Source organism: Acinetobacter johnsonii ANC 3681, assembly GCF_000368805.1.
Taxonomy (GTDB): domain Bacteria; phylum Pseudomonadota; class Gammaproteobacteria; order Pseudomonadales; family Moraxellaceae; genus Acinetobacter; species Acinetobacter johnsonii.
In genome coordinates, this window is record NZ_KB849704.1 from 58015 (window position 1) to 84546 (window position 26532).

Sequence of the window (26532 nt, forward strand, 5' to 3'; positions counted from 1 at the left end):
AGATGGCTGAGTTTGCTCAGACAACGATCAATAAAATTAACCAGTTTTATAGCCATTGGGCGCCGCGTGTACCCAGCGAAGTGACACCACGTAATGTGTTGATCTTCTGCGTCGTTGCGTTGTTGTGTTTAGGTTCGATCATGGTTGCATCTGCGTCGATGCCTTATGCTGAACGCCTTCATGAGAATTCATTTCACTATGTCCTTCGTCACGGGATTTCAATTGCGGTGGCTGGCGTTTTGGCCTATGCGGTATACCGAGTTCCGCTCAATGTTTGGTTCAATAACACCTTTCCGCTGTGGATTTTGACCATTTTACTGCTGGCCGCTGTGTTGGTCGTCGGTACGGAGGTCAATGGTTCGACCCGCTGGATTCGTGTTGCGGGCTTCACCTTGCAGGCTTCTGAGGTTGCCAAAGTGATGATGGCGATTTTCACAGCCGACTATGTGGTACGCCGTGCCGAAGAAGTAAGAAATAATATCAAAGGCTTGATTCGTCTCGGCATCATTATGCTATTGACGGTGGGTTTGATTATTGCGGAGCCCGACTTGGGTGCAACCGTGGTGATTAGTTTGATGATGCTCGGTATATTCTTCCTTGCTGGCGCGCCGTTGATTCAGTTTGGCATGGCTTTTGGTGCGATTTTTGCGGCCTTTGTCTTTCTGATTGTATTTGAGCCTTACCGTTTTGAACGTCTAATGTCTTTCTCAAACCCTTGGGAAGATCCGCTAGGCACTGGTTACCAGCTTTCCAATGCCTTGATGGCCTTTGGGCGTGGTGAATGGTTTGGTGTAGGACTTGGCCACAGTGTACAGAAAATGGCTTACTTGCCTGAAGCGCATACCGACTTCATGTTGGCCATTTTAGGCGAAGAGTTTGGCTTTTTCGGGATCACTACGGTCTTAATTCTGTCCTTTACCATGTTGCTGTGCTGTATCAAAGTGGGTCATCGTGCCCTGAAAAATCAGTACTTGCGTGCGGGTTATTTGGCTTATGGGGTGTCGATTATTTTCTTACTGCAAATTTTGGTAAACGCAGGTATGAATATGGGGATGCTGCCAACCAAAGGTTTGACACTACCTTTCATTAGTTATGGCGGTTCATCACTGATTATGTGCGCAGTGATGATCAGTTTGATTTTGAAAATTGATGCAACCACACAAAGTGCCAATCCAACCAAAGAAGAATCCAGCTTCTAAGCGGGCTGCTCTTTCATCGTACTATTCGCATAACTAAACTCACTTTTCGTTATGCGGATAGCGTTTGAGCCCTTCCTAAATTGTGTTTCTCATCAGCACATCTATCCATCTTCTTTCATGATGAATGTGACTGTAATGGTCTAAATTTTTTGAATTTGCTTCAATTGAAACGTTGAGCGCTATGCGTAGTATTGAGTTTCTGCCGCAATTGTTTTGCTATAAATAGGTACCGTGCAGGGTAGTACCGTGTGGAATCAGCGAAACATCCCATTGTGCGATGGCTTGTTGCAACATTCGTTCAGGGGTGTCTAGTTCGACAGCTGGCTGATTTAAAGCGTGTATCGCTTGAGCGAGTAGAGCTGGTGCTTGGTTAAGATCCAGCGCCTGTGCCATATTTTGTTTAGATAGCTTTTGCCCTTGATCATTCATGGCCAAAGGCAGATGCATATAGCTCAGGCGCGGATAATCTAGCAGCTGACCTAAATAAATTTGACGCTCGGTATTATCTAAGAGATCTGCACCACGAACCACATGGGTGATGCCTTGTAGGTAGTCATCTACCACGACCGCTAATTGATAGTTGATAATGCCATCGCGGCGTTTCAGCACAAAGTCACCGAGCTCATGTGCCAGTTGTGAGCAGTGTTTGCCTTGCAGAGCATCATTAAAACAAATCTCGACATCTTCCACTTTGACGCGAATGGCTTGTTGCTCAAAAGGCAGAGCAAGGTCACGGCAGGTACCTGCATAAATATGGTTAGAACCAAGGATTTTGCGGGTGCACTGACAGGCATAGACCAGTTTGAGTTGATGCAGTTGTTGAATCACGTCTTCGTATATATCGAGACGATCTTTTTGGAAAATGATCTCTGCATCGGGCTGAAAGCCGAAAGCTTCGATACAACGCAAGATATGGCTTTCACTGCCAGGGTAAATACGCGGGATATCGGTATCTTCGATACGAACCAACCATGTGCCTTGATGTGCTTGTGCTTCGCAATAACTGGCAACGGCTGTGATGAGTGAACCAAAATGCAAAGGGCCGGTTGGCGATGGCGCAAACCGACCCACATAAGCCATCCTGTTATCCCCCTCCTTATGAGGAGGGGTTGGGGGAGGATTATTGAATAACATGATTAACCGTTATTTTGCTTCTCTTTGATTTCTGCCAGTGTTTTGCAGTCAATACATAAAGTTGCAGTTGGACGAGCCTCTAAACGGCGCAGACCAATTTCGATACCACAGGTTTCACAGAAACCATAGTCATCGTTTTTAATCGCTTCAATTGATTGTTCGATTTTGCGGATGAGTTTACGTTCACGGTCACGTGTACGTAGTTCAATTGCAAACTCTTCTTCTTGTGTCGCGCGGTCATTCACATCAGGCAAAGCGGTGTTTTCGTCTTGCATGGTGTTGAGTGTGCGGTCAACTTCTGACATCAACTCTGCTTTCCATGCCAACAAAATTTGGCGGAAGTGCTCAAGCTGACCTTCAGACATGTATTCTTCATTTTTTTTCGGCTGATAAGGTTCAATACCAAATAAGCTTGCAGTAGAACCACCGTCAGTCGCTTTAGGCTTAGTTTTGCGCACACGTTTTGTAGATTTTTCATCTACAACATCAGTTTGTTCGTCTAAGACAGTATTTTGGTTGTCATTCGCCATTTAGGGCAATCCTCATCATATACGTATCTTTAATACGCAAAAAATATGGTGATATGCAAGTGTTTTTATCCACCCTCGAGGAGATTAACCCTCGGGGGTCGTCATCATATAGACTTTTTAAGTATTTTGATAGTCTTTGATGTTTGGATTAAATTGATCACTTTTTCGTAAGAGCAACTAAGGTAATTGAAAACGATAAAAATGAAAAGTTAATAACCTGAAATTTCAACATTTATTTTTTGCTGTGCGTGTAAGACACGTTCTACGTGGGTTTCATGGCTACCGTCTGCGTTTAATTGTAAAATACGATAACCTGGTGCCTGCTCATCTAAGGCGAAATGATCGCTTAAAGGCTTAAATTGGACACTGGTAGACGGCGTCGAGTAAAACTGAATACCATGCCATTCACGCCATGATTCTTGATGGACATGTCCCGACAGCACAATTTTGACATTGTGGTATTTCGCAAGAACCGCAGTGAGGTCTTGGGTGTTCTTGAGTTTATGTTGATCAATCCATTTTGACTGCATTTCAAAAGGATGATGATGACAGGCAATCATAATGTGTTGCTGGGCAAATTCTTGTAGGATTTGTTCCAGTTGCTTCAATTGTGCTTCATCGACCCAGCCATCGATTTTACCTTTGACCGCACTATTGAGTAAAACCACGCTCCAAGGACCGAAGTGAATCACATGAACTTTGTTTTGCTGTTGATGAAAAGGGAAGTGTTCGACATTGTCATGATTGCCCGGAACCTGATAAAACGGTGTCTTTAAACTCTGCATAAAGTCTAAATAGCGTTGATAGGTTCGAGGCACAGGTACTTGTGCCAAGTCACCCGTATGGACGATGGCATTCAGCTGTGGGTGACGCTCAACAATATGTTGCATCACATGATGAAAGCTTTGCTCTGGATTCATACGGACAAATTCCAGATGATCTTGATCCATCAAGTGCGTATCTGAAATTTGGATAATGGTCCAATTTTTCTCATTATTTAAAGTCATGCCTGACCCCTTAGACATTCCTTGTCGTTTTAATCTGTTGTTGTAGCCATTGCAAGGCCATTATGACAGGCGCATTTCTGAGCCGACCATTGGAAAGTAATGTATCGATCTGCGCATAATCAATCAGGTGTAATAAAATATTTTCACCTTCATCGGGCATACCAAATACACCACCTTGTTCGGGTAAATCGGCCGCAGCACTATACAGATGAAACAGTTCCGCACAGGCACCTGCTGAAGGATAAAAGCTAAACAGATGCTGTAAGTGTTCAATCTGACAGCCCGATTCTTCTAATGCTTCACGGCGAATACAGCTTTCTGGTGATTCATCACCATCGAGTACTCCTGCAATAATCTCTAATTGCCAAGCTGAATCTTGGTCATCCATAGCACCAATACGAAATTGTTCAATCAAGGCAAATTTTTGTTGTGCATCATCATAAATCAAGACACCAGCAGCTTCAGGGCGCTGAATGAGCTCACGTGAAATCACAGAGGTATACTCAGTTTGATTAAACAGGCGATGACGTAAATTTACTTTTTCTACTTGAATAAAACCCTGAAAAACAAAGGTTCTGTCTACAATTTGGACATCTTCACGGTGATATGTAGCTTGCTTAATTATGTTCATAAAGCGCAATCAGGATGAAATTTATCATTTCATCCTAACTGAGAATCGCATGATTACAAAAGGTTTTTTATCAACTTACACTTTTTGGTACAAGTTTTGTCCGGTTGCATGGAATTGTTTTTTCATGCTATCGAGACCAGTTTTGACCTCTTCTTGCTGAATTTTATTCAGCGTAGCGTTTTGCTGGTTTTGTGCATAATCACGCACGTTTTGGGTGATTTTCATCGAGCAAAACTTGGGACCGCACATCGAACAGAAGTGCGCAGATTTGTGCGCCTCCTTTGGCATGGTTTCATCATGCATGCTACGCGCCGTGTCTGGGTCAAGGCTGAGATTAAACTGATCTTCCCAGCGGAATTCAAAACGTGCCTTAGACAGGGCATTGTCACGGACTTGCGCACCCGGATGACCTTTGGCTAAATCTGCTGCATGTGCTGCAATTTTATAGGTGATGATGCCATCTTTGACGTCTTTCTTGTTCGGCAGACCCAAATGCTCTTTAGGCGTGACATAACAGAGCATGGCAGTCCCATACCAACCAATCATCGCCGCACCAATCGCGGAAGTAATATGGTCATAACCTGGGGCAATATCGGTGGTCAATGGCCCTAAAGTGTAGAAGGGCGCTTCTTGGCAGACTTCAAGTTGTAGATCCATATTTTCTTTGATCATATGCATAGGCACATGCCCCGGACCTTCAATCATCACTTGTACATCATGTTTCCATGCGCGATGGGTCAGCTCGCCTAAAGTGCGTAATTCAGAGAACTGTGCTTCGTCATTGGCATCTTGGATACACCCCGGACGCAGGCCATCACCTAAGCTGAATGACACATCATAGGCTTTCATGATTTCACAGATTTCATCAAAATGCGTATAGAGGAAGTTTTCTTGATGATGGGCCAAACACCACTGTGCCATGATCGAACCGCCACGAGACACGATACCAGTGAGGCGATTCGCCGTCATTGGAACATAACGTAATAAGACGCCTGCATGGATGGTGAAGTAATCTACGCCTTGCTCAGCTTGCTCGATCAGCGTGTCTTTGAAGATTTCCCACGTCAGGTCTTCCGCTACCCCATCAACTTTTTCTAAAGCCTGATAGATCGGTACAGTACCAATCGGAACAGGTGAGTTACGGATAATCCATTCTCGGGTTTCATGGATGTTCTTCCCTGTGGAGAGGTCCATGATGGTGTCTGCACCCCAACGGGTTGCCCACGTCATTTTTGCGACTTCTTCATCGATTGAAGAGCCGAGAGCCGAGTTACCAATATTGGCATTGATTTTTACCAAGAAGTTTCGGCCAATGATCATGGGTTCAATTTCAGGGTGGTTAATATTGGCAGGGATAATCGCACGCCCTTCAGCCACTTCTTTGCGCACAAATTCAGGCGTGATTTCCATCAGGTTATGCGCACCAAAGTTTTGCCCCGCGTGTTGACGTGCATCGACCCCTTCACGTTGACGCTGATTTTCACGAATAGCGATGTATTCCATTTCAGGAGTAATAATGCCTTGTTTGGCATAATACATCTGCGTGACATTATGGCCTGCTTTGGCACGACGTGGTTTTTGAATATGCGCAAAGCGGATATTAGCGGTACGAATATCCCGTAAACGCTCTTGGCCAAAGCTTGAACTGAGGCTATCTAACATTTCGGTATCGTTGCGCTCTTCAATCCAGCTTTCACGGACATTTGGTAGACCTTTGTTCAGATCAATACTGACATTGGTATCGGTATACACGCCCGAGGTGTCATACACCATCACTGGTGGATTGTACTCACCGCCTAAGCCTGTTGGGGTTTCGGTCAGTTCAATCTCACGCATGGGGACTTGAATGTCTGGGCGCGAACCTTGGATATAAACTTTTTTAGAGGCAGGCAAGATACGGGTGAGATCTTTGGCATCTTGTTCATGTTGTGCTGAAATTTCAGCGGAAAGATTCGTTAAATGGTTCATTGCAATGATCCTTATGAATGACATCAACGAATCAAGCACGACCAAAAACGATGGCAATTGAAGCTATTTCTGTGTGTTGTTGATTTGCGGGTGCAAATGCAACGGATGTATTTCTACTGGAAATAGTTCAATGAAAGGCGTTCAGTTTTTAGATGGCTTGATTCCTACGCAGGTCTTAACCTGATCAGGTTCAACGGTACTCAGCTTCAAAACTTTATTGAAAAGTCTTAGCTGATCTCAGCGAGCAATTACTCGCGCTCCGTCAAGCGATGCATCATCTTAACATGCACTGTTGTTAAAAACAGCGACCTTTTTATTCAAAGTGTGAAAGGGAAATGTGTTCAACGTTCTAAGCAAATGGCATCGCTTAAGCAGTCTTTGCCTTGATCGGGTTGGACCATACGCAATTGGATAAAATGCGCCAATTGTCTTTGTAAGAGTTGATCTGCACCGAGGCGCTGCACATGAGCGGAAGCAGGCAAGATGATTTGAGCCACTCTTTGTTCAGGGCTGAGCTCCACGAACTTTAAAAATAAGCGCGCTTGATCCGTCACAATTGAATTTTTTAAAGCGGCTAGGCGCTCTATTTCTTCCAAATAGTTGCTTTGCACGGTATAGCCGTCGTAAACGCGTTGAGTATCCAGTCCGATAAACAAGAGGGTGCTGTATAGATTCAATAGATGACGTGCATCTTGGTGATAGCTACTTTTTGGATATTGCTGTAAGTAGCTTTCCCAATACAGCGCACGATCTGCAATTTCTTTGGCATCAATTTTGACCTGACTCCCAATCACGGCTGGGTATTGATTTTGTGTCGCCAGATGTTCAATAAACTCTTGCTCTGCGACAGGGAGATAAGGCGCAAAAATTTTGGCTAAATATTCAGGGCTACGGCGGTAATGCACTTGTCCTTCGCCTGCATCAAACAGCTCGACATAAGACTGCCCTTGGTGTTTGATGAGGTATTGGTCGCGAATGGTCAGTTGCTCAAAAAGACTTTGTTGAATGGTCGGATGTTGCGCCATTTCTAGAGCATAGCTTTCAAAAGCGCGCTGCTGTTGCGGCGTACGTTCGACCGATAAGAAGTCATGGTACATTTTATTGGATAAACCCAATAAATGCTTTTGTTGTTGAAAGCCGAGTAAAGGTAAACACAGCTTAAGATCTTGATTGATTTGCTCTAGAGCAAAAGTCGTACGTTGTGCATCTATTTCCGACATGTTTTTGTCAATTTTTTGGCACAAGTCGGTTAAGTCCAAGGTTTGAGTCGAAGACGCTTCTATTTGTGCGGGCTCTTGAAAGCTAACAGGTTCAGGTTTCTGACAGGCAGCCAACAGCGCACACATAAAAATCAGTGCGTAAGGTTTAAGCGAAAATAAAGAAGAATGATTCACAGCGACTCATCAAAAAACTCAGTTCAGCGACAACACAGTAGAGAAACTCCTTTTCTCCGTGCCTCATTTTATAGGGGGAATGGAATTTTTAATGTGTAGTATTGTGAATGAGTTTGTTGAACGGGCTATGACACTATTCAATATTTACTTCATAATGAACAGATTAGTGCGCGCTATTGTAACCAGTGCAATAAAAAATATACGAAAATAATGACAACTCGTTTTAGTATAGCGTTGCTCAGAACGAGGCCAGTGAGGCGAAAAGGTGGACCAAAAACAATGAAGATTAAATGTGTCCTGGCCAGCTGTGTGTTGTTTTTCGCGCCTTGGAGTCATGCCTTGGATTTGGTCGACGCGTTACAACGCGCCAAAGTCAATGATCCTAACTGGCAAGCCAATTTACTCCAATATGAAGCAGATCAACTCAATTTAGGCATTGCTCAAGGTAACTTACTACCTACCATTAGTCTGTCTGGTAATGTGACTCGAAAAAATCAACCCATTGGACAGGTGAGTTCGGTTCTTTCCATGCCCGATACGACCACCACCAAACAAGTGGCGATTACGGCGCGCCAACCCCTTTTTCGTTGGGATGCGTGGGAAGGATTGAAACAAGTCAAGACCTCCCTCAGTTTAAGTGAAGTCAATTTACAGCTACAGCGGCAGCAACACATTTTAGACGTGACGGAAGCCTATTTTAATGTACTGCGCCAACAAAGTTTAACCGCAGCCAATTTACAAGAAGAACAAGCCTTACTTGAACAACTGAATATGATGAATGCCAAACTCAGAGAAGGTTTGGTGGCAAAAAGTGATGTGAGTGAAGCTAATGCTCAATACCAAAGCGCACAGGCTAACCGCATTGCGACGCATGTACAACTGGTCTTGGCGCAGGAACAACTGGCGCAAATTATTGGGCCTTATCAAGAAAACTTGGCAGTGCTACGTGAAGACTTTCAGTTTCAAAAGCCTTATCCTGCAGAACTTTCAGCATGGACTAATTTAGCTCTCGCACAGAACCTAGGCATTCAGCAGGCACGCTTGCAACAGCGCTATGCTGAAGATCAAAAACGGGTTGAACAAGCTGCGTTGTATCCGCAAATTGAAGCCGTAGGAAGCTATGGTTATAGTGAGCAGACTCCTGAGAATATTATGTCGGCCAAAGGTAACTTTGATCAGATTGGTATTGAGATGAATTGGAATGTCTATACGGGGGGGCGAACCAAGAAGTCGATTCAAAAAGCCGCCGTCAACGTCAAAAAGTCTGAAGCTGAACTGGATGCCGCTATCCGTAAAGCCAATACCGAGGTGAAAAAGTCTTATTTGCAAGTGGAAACAGACCAAGCCAAGTTGCAAGCACGTAAAGCTGCCATGGAATCATCCAGCCTCGTCTCTCGTGCCTCACAAGAGCAGTATCAAGAAGGCTTAAAAGCCATGGTCGATGTTTTACTGGCACAGCGCAATGCCTTTTCGGCCAAGCAAGACTATGTCAATGCCAAGTATGACTACCTAATCAATGTCTTGCATTTAAAGGCATCTGTGGGTAAGTTGACTGAACAAGATATTCAAGAAATGAATGCATGGTTGGTGGACAAAGCACGCTTATAAAAGGGTCTTGTCATCAAATCTTCACAATTGCTATGCTTTAATATCGCTCAATCTTTAGTCCCTCATGATGTTGCTGTGGAGTACGTCCTTTGCCAAATAGTCCTGTTTTAAACCATCACATTTCTTCGCAGTTCAATGAAGATTTGCAGGATGTGAACACCAAATTTATGACCATGGGTGGTTTGGTAGAGCAACAAGTGGCAAATGCAATTCATGCGCTACTCGACACCGATGCCAACTTAGCGGTCGATGTTCAGTTTAAAGACAATGCGGTGAATCAGCTCGAACGTGAAATTGATGAAGCCTTGACCTTGATTTTGGCGCGTCGTCATCCTGCTGCGATTGATTTGCGTATGGTAATTGCGATGTCGAAAGCCAATACCGACCTAGAGCGTATTGGTGATGAAGCTGCGAAAATTGCCCGTATTGCGCAAAGCTTATGTGAAGATGGCGAATCCCCTCGCGGTTATATGGAAACGCGTCATATTGGTAACCAAGTCCGTGTCATGATTCATGATGCCCTGGATGCTTTTGCACGTTTAGATGCAGAACAAGCGCTACGTGTGATGATGGCCGATGCTGATATTGACCGTGAATATCAATCTGCAACGCGTACTTTGATGACTTATATGATTGAAGACCCGCGTCATATTGCGCGTGTGATTAATGTGATGTGGGTATTACGTTCATTAGAGCGTATTGGCGATCATGCGCGGAATATCTCTGAGCAAGTGATTTACATGGTGAAAGGTTTGGATGTACGTCATACCAGTTTTGAAGAAGTTGAAAAACATATCCAAAAATAAAAAAAGCGAAACTTATTTTTCGAGCACAACTTCGGTTGTGCTTTTTAATGGTTGCTTAATTTTCGGATAAAAAAAATCTCAGACTTTGGGGGAAATCTGAGACTAAAATCGGGGATATTTATCGTTATCGATAAGAGGTTTCCCTCTATCCTTGAATGCCATTATAGGAAAGATGTTTTTCTGCGTCATGTAGGTTCTTGTAGTGTAATGTTGAGTTTTGCAATGGTTATGTAGCGCTATGTTTACACTTAATTATTTAGATACAAATAACGGCTTTATAGCGTAATTGGGTCATCAATATGTCATCTATTTGGGGGTTGGTCATCCCTGTGCTTAGATAGAACATTGTATGAATAAAAAGAAAAGCCCCGATGTTGGGGCTTTTCAAATGTGCAACGCTTTATCACGCCTCAGGCTTTAAGCCTTCTGCTTTTTCTAAGCTTTCATCATTGTTAAAGAACTTCTCACGTTGTTCTTCAAGAAACTTTTTCGCATCAGGTTCAAACACATTTAGGCGTTTTTCATTGATTAAAGTGGTTTGGTGCTTTAACCATTCTCCCCAAGCTTGCTTGGAGATGCTTTCAAAAAGTTCTTGGCCTTTTGCGCCAGGGAAAGGTGCAAAGTCTAAACCTTCCATTTCTGTTTGATATTTACGGCAAAAAACTTGTCGAGTCATATCTAGACGTCCTTATTGAGCATAAAGTTTTTCTAAACGCGCATGGGCACGTTCAATTGCAGCTTCGACTTGCGCAGGTGCAGTTCCACCAATATGGTTACGTGCATTGACTGACGCTTCAAGGGTCAGCGCCTTTTCAAACACATCCGCTTGAATTAAGTCAGAGAACTGTTGAAGTTGTTCTAAAGTTAATTCAGAAAGATCTTTTGACTCTTGTACACCTAAAGCAACGGCTTTACCTACAATTTCATGTGCATCACGGAAAGCCACGCCATTTTTCACAAGGTAATCAGCCAAGTCAGTTGCGGTTGAGAAACCACGAAGCGCTGCTTCACGCATGATGTCGATGTTTGGAACCAAAGCAGGAATCATGTCTGCAAAAGCCATGAGCGAGCCACGCACGGTATCAATCGCATCAAACAAAGGTTCTTTGTCTTCTTGGTTGTCTTTGTTATACGCCAACGGTTGACCTTTCATCAGTGTTAACAAGCTCATCAAGTCGCCATAGACACGACCTGTTTTACCGCGCACTAACTCTGGAACATCTGGGTTTTTCTTTTGTGGCATGATTGAAGAGCCAGTACAGAAACGGTCTGGAATGTTTACAAACTTAAACTGTGCAGACGTCCAAAGAATCAGTTCTTCTGACATGCGTGATAAGTGCATCATGATCAGAGACGCCGCAGCATTGAATTCAATACCGAAGTCGCGATCAGATACTGCATCGAGTGAGTTTTCAGAAACAGCTTCAAAACCCAGTAACTCTGCTGTAAATGCACGGTCGATTGGGTAAGTGGTACCCGCAAGTGCTGCTGAACCTAAAGGCATACGGTTAGTACGTTTACGACAGTCAATGAGACGCTCAGAGTCACGCACTAACATTTCAAACCATGCCAACAGGTGGTGACCAAAAGTCACAGGCTGAGCCGTTTGTAAGTGGGTGAAGCCCGGCATAATGGTATGCGTGTTTTGAGCAGCAATACTCAAAATACCTTTTTGTAATTTTTTCAGTAATTCTAAAATGGCATCGATTTCATCGCGGACATAGAGGCGAATATCGGTTGCCACTTGGTCATTACGGCTACGACCGGTGTGGAGCTTTTTACCTGTGATGCCAATCCGTTGAGTCAAACGCGACTCAATGTTCATGTGCACATCTTCTAGGTCAATACGCCATTCGAACTGACCCGCTTCGATTTCAGCTTGAATGGTGTTTAAGCCATTGATGATGTCATCGCGTTCTTGTTCAGTCAGAACGCCAACTTTTGCAAGCATGGTCGCATGAGCAATAGAACCTGCAATATCTTGTTTATAAAAGCGTTGGTCAAATTGTACAGATGCTGTAAATTCAGCAACAAAGGCATCAGTAGCTTCAGAGAAACGACCGCCCCACATACCCGAAGTTTGGGGTTGTGACGGATTTGAGGAATTAGAAGATGTGGTCATGTCGGCTCAATAAGATAAAAAGCGGTAGAACTCGCATGAGTATAACAAATTCAAGACAACTTGCCGAAGTTCAAGATGCGCAAAGTTTAACTTCCAGCATGGCTAAGCCAAATATCTCTTATTTATTTAGCAAAATCGTGCAATGGCCGCATTTGTTGGAATTATTTGTTGGTGGAAATTTGTTGGCCATGCTGTTGGCTTTGGCCGAGGTGCAGTCTTGGTCAAACTTGGTGTTTGAGCATGTACTCGGTTATATGCTTTACATCAATTGGGTTTTACTGTCTTTTGCTGCGCTAATGCAATATGGGCAAAAAAAGTTGCAGAATTTGGGTCTGGGTATGACTTTATTGTCAGGCTTTTTTCTATTACAGATCATTGTTTTGGTGACCACGCTCAGCCTTAATATACTGATCTTCTTTGGAGCTAATTTTAGTTTCAATGGTTTGACTTCAGCCATCTTATGGAATGATGTTGCTTTGCATTTGGGCTATGGCTTGCTGTTAGGCAGCTTTTGTTTTCGTTATTTGTACCTAAGAGAACAGTGGTTTAGGCAGCAAAATAGTGAGCTGAATGCACGGGTGCAGGCCATGCAAGCCCGTATTCACCCGCATTTTTTGTTTAATAGTTTAAACAATGTGATTTGCCTAATTGCGATTGACCCAGATAAAGCCGAACAGATGTTGCTCAATCTATCGCGTCTGTTTAGAGCCAGTTTCCAAGAGTTAAAACTGGTCAAGCTCAGTGATGAAATTGAGTTGTGTCAACGTTATTTGGCGATTGAGCAAATTCGTTTGGGGGATCGTTTACAGGTTGAATGGAAAATCGAGCATGCCGAATTGTGTAAGCAGGTACAAATTCCACTCTTAACTTTACAACCTTTACTTGAAAATAGTATTTTTCATGGTGTTGAAAAATTTTTAACTAAGAGTACGATAAGTGTACTGATTGAAATATTGCAAAATCAAGTTAATATCGTCATAACTAACCCATTTACAAAGGAAACAATTCATAAACGACAAGGACATGGTATTGCCATTGAAAATGTGAAGCAGCGTCTAGAGGCATATTTTGGGCGAACTGTGAGCTTTCAAACCTATGCAGGGGAGGGAATGTATACCACTGTTGTGCAGTATCAATATAAATAAGCCGCAGTGAACCTATAAAAATAAACAAGGTGACTGTTGGGGAGGAGATAAATGGACATCCTAATTTGTGATGATGAGCCTTTAGCAATCGAACGTTTGTCTAGATTGGTGAGTCAGCTCGGACATCAAGTGGTGGCAACAGCCTCACATGGTCAACAAGCAATTGAATTAACTCAACAATATGAACCTGATGTGGTACTTTTAGATATTCAGATGCCAGAAATGGATGGTTTGACCTGTGCGCATTATTTGCGTCAGCTTGAGCCGATGCCTGCTTTGGTATTTTGTACAGCTTATGATGAGCATGCGCTCGATGCATTTAAGTCACATGCTGAAGGTTATTTATTAAAACCAGTGATGCAACAGGAATTGCAACAGGTGCTTGGTCATCTCACTAAATTAACCCAAGCTCAAATGAGCGAGATAAAACAAAAAGAAAATATGGACGAATTTAACGTAAAGCGACATCAAATCGCAGCGAAAACCTATCGTGGTGTGGAATTGGTTCCCATTGAAAATATTTATTATTTTTTGGCGGATCAAAAATATGTCACGGTACGCCACAAAAACGGCAGTGTCTTAATTGATGAAACCTTAAAAGACTTAGAGCATGAGTTTGGGGAGGCCTTTATTCGTATTCACCGTAATGCCTTGGTTTCAGTTCACTTTTTAGAAGGGCTTGAAGTGGTCAACTCTGGGCAGTATCAAGTGCGTTGCCGTGAGTTAGATGAGCGCCTAGCAGTGAGTCGACGGCATTTACCGGGCTTGCGAGAGCGCTTACATAAGCTTTAGCACGCCAATTAAATGGCTCTGCTGCTGATGAGACGGGGGTGCTTTGGGCTGAATACATTTCCAATGGGGTAAATTCAGTTTAAGATAGTTTCATTCTTATTGGCACATACTAAAATTTATGAAAACCCTAAAGATCGCTACTCGACAAAGCCCGCTTGCTCTTTGGCAAGCTGAACATATTCGTGCTCGTTTAGAAGCACTGCATGCGGGGCTCACAGTAGAGTTGGTGACTTTTGTTACCCAAGGGGACAAAATTTTAGATACGCCATTGGCAAAAATTGGTGGCAAAGGTTTATTTGTCAAAGAGCTTGAAGCGGCTTTGTTGGATGGTCGTGCTGATTTGGCGGTGCATTCGATGAAAGATGTTCCGATGGCTTTGCCTGAAGGTTTGTCGCTGGCCGTCATTTGTGAGCGTGAAGATCCTTTAGATGCTTTTGTGTCGAATAGTTATGTTAGTTTTGATGCCTTGCCACAAGGAGCAAAGGTCGGTACTTCGAGTTTGCGCCGTAAATGCCAAATTTTAAAGCAACGACCCGACCTAGAGATTATCGATTTACGTGGGAATGTGGGAACACGTTTATCTAAATTGGATGCGGGTCAGTACGATGCCATTATTTTGGCCAGTGCGGGATTAAAACGCTTGGGGCTGGCAGAACGTATTCGTCATACCATTCGCCCAGAGTTGAGTTTACCTGCCGTGGGTCAAGGTGCTTTAGGGTTAGAGTGCCGTGCAAATGATCAAGCGATATTGGATTTAATCCATCCGTTATTACATATAGAAACCGATACCTGTGTTCGCGCTGAACGTGCTTTCAATGCTTATCTTGAAGGTGGATGTCAGGTGCCCATTGCAGGCTATGCCACGTTAGCAGACAACCGCATCCAGCTCGAAGGGCGTGTGGGGAGTGTCGATGGGCAAACGCTCCTCAAAGCACAAGTGGCGGGTGATGCCGCTGAAGCTGAACATTTGGGGGTTGTCCTTGCACAAGAGTTATTGGCTCAAGGTGCAGGTGATTTACTCAAAGCCTTTTATCACTAATATTTCTTAACGATGCTGTTTATTAATACGCGCCCTGTTGATCGCGCGGCAAGCCTCACGATGGCACTAGAGCAACAGGCTGTTGAGGTCTATCCATTGCCGTTACTGGAGTTGTTGCCTAGAGCATGGAGTCATGACCTAGAGCGCTTGTATCAGCAGCTAGTGTACACCCAAGTGATTGTGGTGGTCAGCCCTAGTGCTGTGCAGTTTGGTATGGCACATTTGCTGCAAAGCGGTTTAACGGTGTCTGATTTACAGCATATTCAATGGATTGCAGTCGGACAAAAAACAGCGCAGGCTTTGGCTGAATATGGTTTGGATAGTGTGGTGCCTGAGGTGGAAACCTCTGAAGGGATGTTACAACTGCCTGTTTTGCAGAACTTGGCCAGCGATGCGAGCATTGCGTTTTGGCGGGGAGAGGGTGGGCGTCAGTTTATGATGGACACCTTAATGCAACACGGGCGTCTTATACTGAACTTTATTTTGTATGAGCGTCGCTGTCCAAATGAAACGATGCAGCAACAGGCTGAACTAATTCAATGTTTATCAGAACATAATCACTATGTCACACTGATCAGCAGTGAGGCCAGTTGGCAAAATTGGTTAGCTCTGCTGGACTCAAATATTAAGCTTCTGCAACAAGGACACTTTTTGGTGTTGGGTGAGCGTTTGGCACAGATCTTGAAGCAGTATCAACAGCAAATGCATGTGCCGTTTAAAATGAGTGTACTGAAAGATTTAAAGACAGCCACGATTGTACAGTTGTTACAAAGTGAGCAAGGGAACGCATGAAGAAGATTCTTATCATTGTATTGATGGCTGCATTGGCGTGGATTGCGAAGCTAAGTTATGACGTGTGGGGGCTGAGTACACAGCAAGCTACTTTGCTCAATGAAATGCACCAAATCGAACAGCGCAGCGCCAATTTGAACGATCAAGTCGTGGCTATGCAGCGTCAAAAAGAAACTTTGAAACAAAACCCTGCAACAGTGAATACGATGAGTAGCCAACCTGCCGAATTGGTGGTTGAGGGTATTGATCCAATTTTGTTTATTAAGCAACAGTTGGACTTGGTTGAGTTTGCCTTAAAGCAACAGCAGTATGTGGTGGCCACCGATAAGTTGGCTTTTTTAGATATGCAGCTGGAAAAATATAACTTGGCTGTGGCGTTGAAGCAAAGTTTGCATCAGGTCATAGCGCGAGATATGCAAACCATTCAGAAGTTTGTGGCTGAGCGCAATGAGCAGCAAGCGCTGATTAACCGTCAGTTGCAACAAATTGATCAGGTCTTAAGTCGGGAAATACAACAACCTCAGTTAAACACCACACGCGATCCGTCCGAACCCTTTTGGAAGCAATGGTTGAGGCTCGAACCTGCGCAAGCACCTGCAACAGCATTAATGCAACGACAAATCGTGCTTAAAGAAGCTCAGTTACGTTTATTGTTGGCACGCCAAGCCTTAGCTGCAGGGCAATATACCGAATACCAAAAAGACTTAACCGAAGTGATGCTGTTGATCCAGCAACTTCCAGACCCTAAAGCCAAAGAGCTGTTGAAACAGCTGAATAAGCTGAAAACATTGGTGGTTGTCCCAACGCCTATTTTAAGTACGCGTGCGTTGTTGGGGTAATGGAATGAAACAAATACTGATTGCTTATGGTTTGGTGAGTTTAATTGCAATTGCTGTGTTGAGTGTCTTGAGTTATGGGCATGGTGCGGGTTATGTCTACGTGTTTTGGCATGACTGGCAGTTACAAACCAATCTCTGGATTGTATTTATTGCGCTAGCACTGCTTAGTTTTAGCTTGCATTTGGTTTGGTTGGGGCTAAAACGGTATCTCAGTCGAGAAAAACGCAAAGCGGAAACTGTTTTTGATTTTAAAAGTTTGCATCCTTATGAACAACTGGCTGTGATTTGGCTGTTGGATGCAGGTCGAGATCAACAAGCCTTTATTCAAAATGCCTTCGCGCAGTCGGGCTTGCTCAAAAGTATAATCGATGCACGTTTATATTTGATGCAGGAGCAGTTCCCTGAAGCCTTAAGCGCCTTGAGCCAAAGCAATGCCATGGCTTTTGAGTTGGCTGAACTGCAGCGTATTGAACTGTTTTTAGCACAAGAAGATGCAGAACAGGCTTTAACCCATCTAGAGTTTCTCAATCAACATGAACTTTCACCTTGGCTTAAAGATGTGCAAACCGCTTATGAAGCGTGTTTAAAAGAGCTATGGGGGCGTTTTGCGATTCAGTTTCCGTGGCTGTATTTACGCTCAACCCAATATGGTCATTTAGATCAAGATGTGAAAAAAGCATGGCTGAAGCGTTTATTGATAAAATTTGATCAAGCCAATTATGAAAATTTAGAGGATTTAAAACAACGTTATTTGGATTTGTCTGATCAGATTTTCAGCCGCAGTTATGATGTTCAACTGCTGTGGCTTAAGTTATTAGCACGTATGCCAGACATGAGTGAACAGCACGAACACTTGTCGATTTATTTGCTCAATCAGCAGTTTAATTCGGAAGTATTTTATTTGTGGTTCCAGCAGCAACTTTTGAAACAGCAACCCGATTATGTGGACTTGCAGCAACACATTGAAGCATGGGAAGCGAAGTATACGAGTGTGCCGGTTTTGAGTTTTGCCAAGTGGCATATTTATACTGCTTTAGGCATGCAAGAGCAGGCAGATGCGTTATTAAGTTTATATCCAGATAATGTATTAATGAACTATTTAAGAATCAAATCGACTTTAAATGGTGATGAAGATTTAATTAAACAGTTAAATTTAATTTTTGAAAATAATGCAAATTTTGTAGAAATGAAAATATAGGTGCATAATGCAGAGCGTTTTAGATTACCCATTGGTTTATACTCAACACGTGGCTTGGGGAGATATGGATGCCTTTGGTCATGTTAATAATGTAATGTATTATCGTTATGTTGAAAGTGCTCGTTTGGCTTATATTGAACATACGGGTATTTTATCTGCTGATGTGCTAACTGTTGTTGCATCAAATCAGTGCAAATATTTAAAACCAGTATTTTATCCAGACCAATTAAAAATTAGTGCACGTATTGAAGAACTCAGAAATAGTGCATTTCGTATGCACTATTTATTATGGAGTGAACAGCAACAAGCATTCGTTGCGGAAGCAGAAGCGGTCATTGTTTGCGTCGATAAAACCAATATGCAGAAAACATTAATTCCTGAACTGGTGCGTCAAAAACTCAAAGAATTTGAGTTAACGGTCGGTCACCAAATATAAATATCTTTTTATTTATTTTAAAAGTCGCTAGACTATATAAATACTGTCTAAGTATTGTTGTTTAAGTCATGGATGAGTTGAGTCTTTGGTCTAATCAAAATATTATTAAATAGACTCAGTAAATAAAATGTTGGTTAATGGAGTTAATGTAATGCCAGATATTAGTAATTTATCCGTAGAAGAGTTAAAGCGTCTACAAATCGAAGCGGAAGCTTTAATTGCATCTAAAAAAGATCAAGCAATTGAAGATGCTTATACCCAAATTAACGCGATTGCGGAAAATGTAGGCTTAAGCATTGAACAAATTTTAGAGTTTGGCGCGACTAAGCGTAAAAAAGGCACACGTAAGTCGGTTGAACCGCGTTACCGTAACAAAGGCAATGCTGCTGAGACATGGACTGGCCGTGGTAAGCAACCACGTTGGTTAGTGGCTCAGTTGGAAAAAGGTGCGAAGCTTGAAGATTTTCTAATCTAAGTCATCACCTTGTCACAGATGTGACATAAGCTCAAAAAACCAAGCATCATCTGCTTGGTTTTTTTTATAGTTAAAGTTTGGTGTTGTTGTAAAATTATGCATAATGTCTATCAAAGAAAGACAAGAAATGAAGCAAGGAAGAATAATTGAAAGTTCGTGGTGGGAGAATCACAAAACCTAAATACATCACGTGGTGGATGTTTGCAGTCGTTGCCTTTTTGATTTTTGTTTTGCTGCAAATTCCTGCGGCATGGCTCATTGCAAAATTTTATAAAAACAACCAAGTTTTACATAACGTCAGCGGTAATATTTGGCATGGACAGGCCGATTGGCAAACTGGAAAATTGCGTGGAACTGTGCTTTGGACCACCCGACCTTTAGATTTACTGCTCCTTCGTGCAGGAGCCAATCTCGAAATTTATAGTGCCAATACCAAGCTTGAAGGCGTTTTAGCCTATGGGTTTGGGAAAAAAATAATGGTGCGTGATTTAAACGGACAAATTGCACCCGAAACGTTAAAGTCGTTGGCCAATTGGCAATGGCCGAGTAATGCGATTCAGTTACAAAAAATTGATTTTAATTATAAAAAAGAGCAGGGATTTGACCAAGTGAATGGGGGAATACAATGGGCAGGCGGCGAACTCATGTATATCTTTGCGCAGCGCCCACAACAAATGCAGATTCCATCATTGGCGGGTCGTTTGTCGCAGGAGCAAAATAAGCTGATAGTCGATTTACGCGATCAACGACAACAAAAACTGATGAACCTGACCATCGACCCAAGTCTGATGTTAGATGTGCAATTAACCCAGCGTCTCATGTTGAATGTCCCATCATATCAAGGCAAAGCAGGCCTAGATAGTTATGTGGTGAGTTCACGTCAGCCTTTACTTAGTGGGGGCTTTTGATGGGTTTTGATCTGCAAAAATTACCAGAGCTGAATCTCAAACAGTTTGAACGTATAGCACCATTGTGCTTAATGCTTTTGATATTGGCGCTATGCTGGAAGTTGGCTGGCTTATTTTGGCTTTGGGTGGCGCCACCACAAGTTATGCAAATGCCACGCGTTGAATTGGGTTCGCAGCAACCTCAAGTTCCGAATATTACCAATTTTGCGTTATTTGCAGAGCAAAGTAAGAATCCCGCAGATGATCAGCTCAATTTACAGCTACAAGGTGTGGTGGTTGGGCAACCAAGTCAGTTCTCATCTGCCGTGATTAAGGCAAATAATGTGGCAGAGCGCTATCGGGTGGGGGAAAACATCGAAGGCAGCGCTTATTATTTGTCAGAGGTGTATTGGGATCGTGCGATTCTCAAAAATAACAGTGGGCAAACCCGAGAATTGTTTTTTCAGGGGATTGATAATTTAGATCAGCAAATTGTGCCCCCAGCAGCAACACCCGTTGCAGCGCCTGCTGTGAGTCAAGAGCAGCAAGCATTAGGCCAAGCAGTACAGAACTTACAACAAGATCGTGAGCAATATTTAAAAGATTTGGGTGTAAATACCAATAACACAGGGCAGGGTTATCAAGTCACTGAGCAAACACCAGCTGCACTGCGAAGCCGTTTAGGCTTGCAGGCTGGGGATCAGATTATGTCTTTAAATGGTCAAACGATCGGACAGGGGCAAAACGACGCGCAGTTGTTAGAACGTGCGCGCCGTGAAGGACAAGTAAAAATAGAAGTGAAACGTGGTGATCGTATCATTACGGTACAACAGAATTTTCAGTGATCGAACATCACCAATATTAGTTAGGAATGACTTGGATTTATGGCTTTATTGAATCACCGCCCTGTTTGGGCACTGACAATCGCAGCGCCTTTGCTTGCCATGGTGAGTACAGCCAGCTATGCACAAACATGGAAAATTAATCTGCGCGATGCAGACTTAACTGCATTTATTAATGAAGTTGCGGATATCACTGGGAAAAACTTTGCAGTTGATCCACGGGTACGCGGCAATGTCACGGTGATTTCAAACAAAGCGTTGAATAAGCAAGAAGTCTATGACTTGTTCTTAGGGGTCTTGAATGTCAATGGTGTGGTCGCGATTCCTTCTGGTCGGACCATTAAAATTGTGCCTGACAGTAATGTCAAAAGTTCTGGCATTCCCTATGATGTTCGTCATCGCGCCACAGGCGATCAGGTTGTGACGCGGGTGATTTGGCTGGAAAACACCAATGCCAATGACCTGATTCCTGCACTGCGTCCATTGATGCCGCAGTTTGCGCATTTATCTGCAGTGAATGGCACCAATGCACTGATTGTGTCTGATCGCGCCAGTAATATTTATCAGCTTGAGACCATCATCCGTAACTTGGATGGGACGGGACAAAATGACATCGAAGCGGTGTCGTTGCAATCGAGTCAGGCTGAAGAAATGATTGGGTTACTAGAAAGTATGAGCGGAACGGGCTCGATCAAAGATTTAAAAGGTTCCAGAATACGAATTATTGCAGATAATCGAACCAATCGGATTATTTTAAAAGGGGACACCGCGACGCGTAAACGTATTCGCCAAATGATCGAGATGCTGGATGTGCCTGCTGCAGAGCGTCTGGGCGGATTGAAGGTGTTTCGCTTAAAATATGCCAGCGCTAAAAGCTTATCCGAAATTTTACAAGGTTTGGTCTCAGGGCAGGCTGTTAATTCTAGCGAGTCTAACGACAGCAATAACAATAGTAATTCCAGCTATAACCAAAATAATAGTTCGAGTGAAGGTTCATCTTCACAGATTTCCACCCCAAGTATTAACTTAAACAGCCAGTCCAATCGCAATCAGAACAACATCACCAGCTTTAACAGTAATGGGGTCAGTATTATTGCCGATAGTTCGCAAAATGCGTTGGTGGTTAAAGCAGACCCTCAGTTGATGCGTGAAATCGAGTCGGCTATTCAACAGTTGGATACTCGTCGTCAGCAAGTCCTAATTGAGGCGACTATTCTCGAGGTGGAAGGTAACGATGCCGACCAATTGGGCGTGCAATGGGCGATGGGTGATTTAAGTAGTGGTGTTGGGATTATCAATTTTGACAATATTGGTTCGAGTCTCAAAAGTATTGCTGCGAATTATTTAACGGGTGGCGGTGCGGGGGCTGCAAGTGCAATTGGCGCGGGTGGTTCGTTAATCCTTGGGGATTATAAAGAAGGCAGTGATGGCTCGCGTCAGTTATATGGCGCGATGATCCAAGCGTTAAAAAGTAATACCAAGTCGAATCTGCTGTCTACACCATCGATTGTCACTATGGACAATGAAGAAGCCTATATCGTCGTGGGTGAAAATGTGCCCTTTGTAACAGGCTCAGTTTCTACCACCTCTTCAGGTACGGCTAACCCCTACACCACCATTGAACGTAAAGATGTAGGGGTGACGCTTAAGGTGGTGCCGCATATTGGTGAAGGTGGCACCATCCGCTTAGAGATTGAACAAGAAGTCTCGGATGTCAAAACCAATAAAGGTGAAGCGCAGGATTTGGTCACCAGTAAGCGTGCGATTAAAACCTCAGTCTTGGCGGAACATGGCAATACCATCGTTTTAGGTGGCTTGATTTCAGATAACACATCTTATTCACGCCAATCGATCCCAGGTCTTGGTGCAATACCAGGGTTAGGGCGTTTGTTCCGTTCAGATGGCAAGTCAGATCAGAAACGCAATTTGTTGGTTTTCATTCATCCGACGATTGTGGGAGATGGGGAGTCTGCACGTCGCCTTTCTCAGCAGCGCTACAGTCAGCTTTATAGTTTGCAGTTGGCCATGGATAAAGATGGTAGCTTTGCCAAGTTGCCTGAAAATGTCGATGATATCTTCCAACAGCGTTTGCCTGTGACATCAACCAAACCGGCCTTGCCACAATCGTATCAACAAGTGCCAAGCAGTCCAACCACAACGCAACCGATGGTTGAAACAACGCCTGTGGCCATTGAGCCTGCGATTCGTAAACAGCCGATTGCTAGTGTTCCTAAAAATACCACCTCGCGTCAGTTATACCCAAGGATTCATTCTCAGATTGGCTTGAACTTGATGATGCAAAATGTTCAAGGTGCTCGTGTGGCACACATGGCACAGGTGGTATCGACAAGCTATTCCATCCCTGGGCGATATACTGAGAATATCTCGATAGGTTAAGCCTAGCTGTCCTGCCATTCATCTGCGAGGGAAGGTGGAATGGTAAAGAATATTCTCTGTGTTATCATAAATCAGCACATAGAGAGATAAGTCATGACTTGGAAAATACAAGCAATTACTGGCGAATTAACGGGTCAGGAAATTAGCATTGATCGTGATATGTTGGTCGGTCGTCATCAAGCAGCGGATATTTTATTACAACAATCTGAAATTTCGCGTAAACATGCGGCCTTTTTACTGAAAGACCAGGCTTTGTGGCTACAAGACTTGGGTTCTTCAAATGGCACATATGTGAATGATGTGCAAATTGCGGCAGAAACGTTGTTGAAGCAGGGTGATATCGTCCAGTTTGCAAGCTTAAAGTTTTCGGTCTTTGAGCCTGCGAAAGCGTTAGAAGACGTGGTGGAATCGGTAGAGGCGGCAACTTTGGGTGCAGCTGTGGTTGAAGCGCCGATTAGCCAGCCATCAGAAGCGGTAGCTGCTTCAGAAACGGCTCAAGCGGAAGTGAGTGTTGATGCGCCTATTGTTGAGCCAGAACAGCCGAAAACGGCAGCACAGCATATGAGCGATCAGGGTATGCCTGAGCTAAAAGAACGCGATGGTAATGTGAGTTTAACGCGTGACGGTATGCCGCAAAATGTCGGTATTCCGAAACCCGCGCCTATTCCTGCAGGGGTGGATTTGACTGCGCCTAGCGTGCCTCAGGTTGAGAACAACGAGGCTCCAAAAGTACAGGTTGAACAAGAGGCTGAAACTCAGAAAAATGCCTCGCTGGGGTTAATCTCGATTATTGTCTTGATTATTTTAGCGATTATTGCTTGGCTGATGTTCAAATAAAATGCAGATCACACTACAATCAAGGCATGCACAAGCATGCCTTGATTGTTTTTGGGCAGTACATGATAAAAATGAGTGAGGGTGAATGAATATTGCAAATGTGGCACAGCGAGAGGTTTTACTTTTCGATTTAGATGGAACTTTGGTGGATTCAGCAACAGATTTGCATCGTGCGATGAATATGAGCCTGAATGCTTTGCAGCTGCCTACCGTTACTGAAGCGCAGGTGCGGGTCTGGGTTGGGAAGGGAACAGCGCTGTTTTGTCAAAGTACCTTGCAACATTTAACAGGTAAAGTTGATCCTGCCCAGCAACAACAATTGTTGGATACGTTTTTAAAAATTTATAATGCCGACCCATGTGTGGAAACTCAGCCTTTCGACGGCATTCTTGAGTTTTTAGAATGGGGCTTGGCACAAAAGAAAACCATGATTTGCGTGACTAATAAACCTGAAGCGCCTGCACGTGCTATTGTCGATCATTTAGGCATGACCCATTATTTTGCTGATGTCATCGGCGGCGATCGTTTCGAAGAGCGCAAACCGCATCCGCGTCAATTGTTACACTGTGTTGAGCAATATGCACAAAGCAAAGATCAGGCCTTAATGATTGGGGACTCATCCAATGATGTTGAGGCTGCACGCCGTGCGGGTATTGATTGTGTTGTGGTCAGCTATGGCTATAATCATGGTGAAAATATTTTAGACTGTCAGCCACAGCAAGTGGTGGATAATCTGTGTGAACTGATCGGGTAACTTTGCAAACGAAGGAATGAACATGAGTAAACATATGACTTTTCGATGGCGAAACTCCAAGCACTAATTTTAAAAAACTGATCACGCCATATTGAAAAAATAGAGAACACTCATGATAACGCAAACACAATTCGATCAACTCAAAACAGCGGGTTATAACCTGATTCCAGTCTATCGTCAGCGCTTAGCCGATACTGAGACACCATTGTCGGTCTTTGCGCGCCTAAAAGAGCATAAACAGGCCTATTTGTTTGAATCTGTGGAAGGTGGGGAGAACTGGGCACGCTATTCTATTATTGGTTTAGGTGAATCTACCGTGTTCTCATGCAACGCGGGTGAGCTGACCATTCAACAAGCCGACGGCACTATAGAAAAGCAACCCTGTACAGATCCGTTTCAATTCATCCGGGATTTTCAGTCGCAGTATAAAGTACCTACTCAAGCTGATTTACCTGCTCTGCCAAGCTTTACGGGTGGCTTGGTGGGCTACTTTGGTTATGATGCCGTACGTTATATTGAGCCGCGTTTAAATAACGCGCCAGAAGCAGACCCAGTGGGTTTGCCTGATATTTGGATGATGCTGTCTAAAACAGTGATTGTGTTTGATAACTTAAAAGATACTTTATTCTTGATTGTGCATGCCGATGTGGTTGATGTGGACGCGTATAGCCAAGCTCAGCAGCAACTGGATGCATTGGAAGATTTACTCGCAACGCCCATTAGTCTAAAAGCCACGCCGCATACCGCGCCACATTTTGAGTCACTCACGGGCAAAGCCAAATTCTTAGAATCGATTGCAACGGTAAAAGAATACATCCGTGCGGGCGATGTGATGCAGGTGGTGCCAGGGCACCGTATGGTCTCTGACTTCGATGGTGAACCTTTACAAGTCTATCGTGCGCTACGTCATTTGAACCCATCGCCTTATTTGTTCTTGGTACAGGGGCAAACTTTGGAAAATAATCAGCCTTTTCATATTGTCGGTTCTTCCCCTGAAATTTTATCTCGCCTTGAAAATGGGATTGCAACCGTGCGTCCGCTGGCAGGTACGCGACCGCGTGGTAAAACCAAAGAAGAAGATTTGGCGCTTGAACAAGACTTGCTGTCGGATGAAAAAGAGATTGCTGAACATTTAATGCTGATTGACTTGGGTCGAAATGATGTCGGTCGCGTCTCGAAAATTGGCAAAGTGCAAGTGACTGATCAAATGGTGATCGAACGTTATTCGCATGTCATGCATATTGTTTCCAATGTGCAAGGCGAAGTTCGTGATGATGTAGATGCCTTGGATGTTTTTAAAGCAACTTTTCCCGCAGGCACACTTTCAGGTGCACCAAAAATTCGTGCGATGGAAATTATTGACCAAGTTGAGCCCGTAAAACGTGGGATTTTTGGTGGTGCTGTTGGTTATTTAGGCTGGCATGGCGAAATGGACATGTCGATTGCGATTCGTACCTGCGTTATTCGTGAAAATAAGGTCTATGTTCAGGCAGGAGCGGGGCTTGTTTACGACTCAAATCCTGAATCTGAGTGGAATGAAACCCAAATAAAAGCTCGCGCAGTGATCAAAGCGGTTGAATTATCATCAAACGGATTGATTTTGTGAGTTTTTGACGTTTTTTTTGAAAAAAACACTTGCAAGGATTTTGAGTTTTGCTAAACTGCACACCGTTCCGATACGAAACGTACGAAACACTAAG

At 43.6% G+C, this 26532-nt stretch carries 25 protein-coding genes and 1 riboswitch; of the genes, 17 read left to right on the forward strand and 8 right to left on the reverse strand.

Annotated features, from left to right (window positions below; genetic code table 11):
• Positions 1-2: 2 nt before the first annotated feature.
• Complete coding sequence (gene ftsW / locus F946_RS02510) at positions 3-1199, forward strand: putative lipid II flippase FtsW (protein ID WP_004978601.1); 1197 nt, start codon at positions 3-5, stop codon at positions 1197-1199.
• Positions 1200-1415: 216 nt separating this feature from the next.
• On the opposite strand, the gene gluQRS is transcribed toward ftsW, so the two are convergent.
• The 6 genes from gluQRS to F946_RS02540 form a co-directional block, all read right to left on the reverse strand.
• Entirely contained in the window at positions 1416-2333 is a 918-nt protein-coding gene (gene gluQRS, locus F946_RS02515) for a tRNA glutamyl-Q(34) synthetase GluQRS (protein WP_051064945.1), read from the reverse strand.
• A 2-nt stretch (positions 2334-2335) separates the two neighbouring features.
• Positions 2336-2863, reverse strand: coding sequence for an RNA polymerase-binding protein DksA (gene dksA, locus F946_RS02520; protein ID WP_004692816.1), 528 nt, complete (start codon positions 2861-2863; stop codon positions 2336-2338).
• Positions 2864-3072: 209 nt separating this feature from the next.
• Entirely contained in the window at positions 3073-3870 is a 798-nt protein-coding gene (gene cpdA, locus F946_RS02525; protein ID WP_004978603.1) for a 3',5'-cyclic-AMP phosphodiesterase, read from the reverse strand.
• A 10-nt stretch (positions 3871-3880) separates the two neighbouring features.
• Positions 3881-4501 carry an NUDIX domain-containing protein gene (locus F946_RS02530; RefSeq protein WP_004978604.1) on the reverse strand — a complete coding sequence of 207 codons (621 nt, stop codon included), beginning with the start codon at positions 4499-4501 and terminating at the stop codon, positions 3881-3883.
• A 75-nt stretch (positions 4502-4576) separates the two neighbouring features.
• Positions 4577-6469: a phosphomethylpyrimidine synthase ThiC gene (gene thiC / locus F946_RS02535; protein WP_004978606.1), complete on the reverse strand. Its 1893-nt coding sequence runs from the start codon at positions 6467-6469 to the stop codon at positions 4577-4579.
• A 144-nt stretch (positions 6470-6613) separates the two neighbouring features.
• Positions 6614-6741: riboswitch (TPP riboswitch) on the reverse strand.
• 69 nt (positions 6742-6810) lie between these two features.
• Positions 6811-7863, reverse strand: a complete 1053-nt coding sequence (locus F946_RS02540) for a hypothetical protein (RefSeq protein ID WP_035326351.1) — start codon at positions 7861-7863, stop codon at positions 6811-6813.
• 279 nt (positions 7864-8142) lie between these two features.
• On the opposite strand from F946_RS02540, the gene abuO reads away from it, so the two are divergent.
• Positions 8143-9471, forward strand: a complete 1329-nt coding sequence (gene abuO, locus F946_RS02545; RefSeq protein ID WP_004978609.1) for a multidrug efflux outer membrane protein AbuO — start codon at positions 8143-8145, stop codon at positions 9469-9471.
• Between the two features lie 89 nt (positions 9472-9560).
• The gene (phoU, locus tag F946_RS02550; protein WP_004692799.1) at positions 9561-10277 is read left to right on the forward strand and encodes a phosphate signaling complex protein PhoU; all 717 of its coding nucleotides are present in this window, start codon (positions 9561-9563) and stop codon (positions 10275-10277) included.
• 403 nt (positions 10278-10680) lie between these two features.
• Here phoU and F946_RS02555 read toward each other — a convergent pair whose 3' ends face one another.
• Together F946_RS02555 and argH are read right to left on the reverse strand one after the other, a co-directional pair.
• Positions 10681-10953, reverse strand: coding sequence for an oxidative damage protection protein (locus F946_RS02555; RefSeq protein ID WP_004978611.1), 273 nt, complete (start codon positions 10951-10953; stop codon positions 10681-10683).
• Positions 10954-10965: 12 nt separating this feature from the next.
• Positions 10966-12399, reverse strand: a complete 1434-nt coding sequence (gene argH, locus F946_RS02560) for an argininosuccinate lyase (RefSeq protein ID WP_004978613.1) — start codon at positions 12397-12399, stop codon at positions 10966-10968.
• On the opposite strand from argH, the gene F946_RS02565 reads away from it, so the two are divergent.
• From F946_RS02565 to trpE, 14 genes are all read left to right on the forward strand, one after another.
• On the forward strand, positions 12390-13544 hold the full coding sequence (locus F946_RS02565) for a sensor histidine kinase (RefSeq protein WP_035326354.1): 1155 nt from the start codon (positions 12390-12392) through the stop codon (positions 13542-13544). The genes argH and F946_RS02565 overlap by 10 nt on opposite strands.
• 51 nt (positions 13545-13595) lie before the next feature.
• Entirely contained in the window at positions 13596-14336 is a 741-nt protein-coding gene (locus F946_RS02570; protein ID WP_004978616.1) for a LytR/AlgR family response regulator transcription factor, read from the forward strand.
• A gap of 118 nt (positions 14337-14454) precedes the next feature.
• Entirely contained in the window at positions 14455-15375 is a 921-nt protein-coding gene (gene hemC, locus F946_RS02575) for a hydroxymethylbilane synthase (protein ID WP_004978617.1), read from the forward strand.
• Between the two features lie 12 nt (positions 15376-15387).
• The gene (locus F946_RS02580; protein ID WP_004978619.1) at positions 15388-16167 is read left to right on the forward strand and encodes a uroporphyrinogen-III synthase; all 780 of its coding nucleotides are present in this window, start codon (positions 15388-15390) and stop codon (positions 16165-16167) included.
• Positions 16164-17006 carry a hypothetical protein gene (locus tag F946_RS02585; RefSeq protein ID WP_004978622.1) on the forward strand — a complete coding sequence of 281 codons (843 nt, stop codon included), beginning with the start codon at positions 16164-16166 and terminating at the stop codon, positions 17004-17006. Before F946_RS02580 ends, F946_RS02585 begins: the two co-directional genes overlap by 4 nt.
• Positions 17007-17010: 4 nt before the next feature.
• The gene (locus F946_RS02590) at positions 17011-18204 is read left to right on the forward strand and encodes a hypothetical protein (protein WP_004978625.1); all 1194 of its coding nucleotides are present in this window, start codon (positions 17011-17013) and stop codon (positions 18202-18204) included.
• Between the two features lie 7 nt (positions 18205-18211).
• Positions 18212-18640 (forward strand): acyl-CoA thioesterase, encoded by a 429-nt coding sequence (locus tag F946_RS02595; protein ID WP_004978627.1) that lies wholly within the window; start codon positions 18212-18214, stop codon positions 18638-18640.
• A 151-nt stretch (positions 18641-18791) separates the two neighbouring features.
• Positions 18792-19115 (forward strand): H-NS histone family protein, encoded by a 324-nt coding sequence (locus tag F946_RS02600; RefSeq protein ID WP_004692786.1) that lies wholly within the window; start codon positions 18792-18794, stop codon positions 19113-19115.
• A 197-nt stretch (positions 19116-19312) separates the two neighbouring features.
• On the forward strand, positions 19313-20023 hold the full coding sequence (gspN, locus tag F946_RS02605) for a type II secretion system protein N (protein WP_035326358.1): 711 nt from the start codon (positions 19313-19315) through the stop codon (positions 20021-20023).
• Entirely contained in the window at positions 20023-20847 is an 825-nt protein-coding gene (locus tag F946_RS02610; protein ID WP_004978632.1) for a type II secretion system protein N, read from the forward strand. Before gspN ends, F946_RS02610 begins: the two co-directional genes overlap by 1 nt.
• 39 nt (positions 20848-20886) lie before the next feature.
• On the forward strand, positions 20887-23241 hold the full coding sequence (gene gspD, locus F946_RS02615; RefSeq protein ID WP_004978633.1) for a type II secretion system secretin GspD: 2355 nt from the start codon (positions 20887-20889) through the stop codon (positions 23239-23241).
• Positions 23242-23334: 93 nt separating this feature from the next.
• A complete protein-coding gene (locus tag F946_RS02620; protein WP_004978636.1) occupies positions 23335-24078 on the forward strand; it encodes an FHA domain-containing protein in 744 nt (247 codons plus the stop codon).
• 85 nt (positions 24079-24163) lie between these two features.
• Entirely contained in the window at positions 24164-24832 is a 669-nt protein-coding gene (gph, locus tag F946_RS02625) for a phosphoglycolate phosphatase (RefSeq protein WP_004978637.1), read from the forward strand.
• Positions 24833-24944: 112 nt separating this feature from the next.
• Positions 24945-26438, forward strand: coding sequence for an anthranilate synthase component I (gene trpE, locus F946_RS02630; RefSeq protein ID WP_004978642.1), 1494 nt, complete (start codon positions 24945-24947; stop codon positions 26436-26438).
• Positions 26439-26532 lie beyond the last annotated feature (94 nt).

What these genes read in the sequence shown, in the direction of transcription:
- ftsW (WP_004978601.1), top strand. Translation starts at nt 3, where the DNA reads ATGGCTGAGTTTGCTCAGACAACGATCAATAAAATTAACCAGTTTTAT.
- gluQRS (WP_051064945.1), bottom strand. Translation starts at nt 2,333, where the DNA reads ATGTTATTCAATAATCCTCCCCCAACCCCTCCTCATAAGGAGGGGGAT.
- dksA (WP_004692816.1), bottom strand. Translation starts at nt 2,863, where the DNA reads ATGGCGAATGACAACCAAAATACTGTCTTAGACGAACAAACTGATGTT.
- cpdA (WP_004978603.1), bottom strand. Translation starts at nt 3,870, where the DNA reads ATGACTTTAAATAATGAGAAAAATTGGACCATTATCCAAATTTCAGAT.
- F946_RS02530 (WP_004978604.1), bottom strand. Translation starts at nt 4,501, where the DNA reads ATGAACATAATTAAGCAAGCTACATATCACCGTGAAGATGTCCAAATT.
- thiC (WP_004978606.1), bottom strand. Translation starts at nt 6,469, where the DNA reads ATGAACCATTTAACGAATCTTTCCGCTGAAATTTCAGCACAACATGAA.
- abuO (WP_004978609.1), top strand. Translation starts at nt 8,143, where the DNA reads ATGAAGATTAAATGTGTCCTGGCCAGCTGTGTGTTGTTTTTCGCGCCT.
- F946_RS02555 (WP_004978611.1), bottom strand. Translation starts at nt 10,953, where the DNA reads ATGACTCGACAAGTTTTTTGCCGTAAATATCAAACAGAAATGGAAGGT.
- F946_RS02565 (WP_035326354.1), top strand. Translation starts at nt 12,390, where the DNA reads ATGTGGTCATGTCGGCTCAATAAGATAAAAAGCGGTAGAACTCGCATG.
- argH (WP_004978613.1), bottom strand. Translation starts at nt 12,399, where the DNA reads ATGACCACATCTTCTAATTCCTCAAATCCGTCACAACCCCAAACTTCG.
- F946_RS02570 (WP_004978616.1), top strand. Translation starts at nt 13,596, where the DNA reads ATGGACATCCTAATTTGTGATGATGAGCCTTTAGCAATCGAACGTTTG.
- hemC (WP_004978617.1), top strand. Translation starts at nt 14,455, where the DNA reads ATGAAAACCCTAAAGATCGCTACTCGACAAAGCCCGCTTGCTCTTTGG.
- F946_RS02580 (WP_004978619.1), top strand. Translation starts at nt 15,388, where the DNA reads ATGCTGTTTATTAATACGCGCCCTGTTGATCGCGCGGCAAGCCTCACG.
- F946_RS02585 (WP_004978622.1), top strand. Translation starts at nt 16,164, where the DNA reads ATGAAGAAGATTCTTATCATTGTATTGATGGCTGCATTGGCGTGGATT.
- F946_RS02590 (WP_004978625.1), top strand. Translation starts at nt 17,011, where the DNA reads ATGAAACAAATACTGATTGCTTATGGTTTGGTGAGTTTAATTGCAATT.
- F946_RS02595 (WP_004978627.1), top strand. Translation starts at nt 18,212, where the DNA reads ATGCAGAGCGTTTTAGATTACCCATTGGTTTATACTCAACACGTGGCT.
- F946_RS02600 (WP_004692786.1), top strand. Translation starts at nt 18,792, where the DNA reads ATGCCAGATATTAGTAATTTATCCGTAGAAGAGTTAAAGCGTCTACAA.
- gspN (WP_035326358.1), top strand. Translation starts at nt 19,313, where the DNA reads ATGTTTGCAGTCGTTGCCTTTTTGATTTTTGTTTTGCTGCAAATTCCT.
- F946_RS02610 (WP_004978632.1), top strand. Translation starts at nt 20,023, where the DNA reads ATGGGTTTTGATCTGCAAAAATTACCAGAGCTGAATCTCAAACAGTTT.
- gspD (WP_004978633.1), top strand. Translation starts at nt 20,887, where the DNA reads ATGGCTTTATTGAATCACCGCCCTGTTTGGGCACTGACAATCGCAGCG.
- F946_RS02620 (WP_004978636.1), top strand. Translation starts at nt 23,335, where the DNA reads ATGACTTGGAAAATACAAGCAATTACTGGCGAATTAACGGGTCAGGAA.
- gph (WP_004978637.1), top strand. Translation starts at nt 24,164, where the DNA reads ATGAATATTGCAAATGTGGCACAGCGAGAGGTTTTACTTTTCGATTTA.
- trpE (WP_004978642.1), top strand. Translation starts at nt 24,945, where the DNA reads ATGATAACGCAAACACAATTCGATCAACTCAAAACAGCGGGTTATAAC.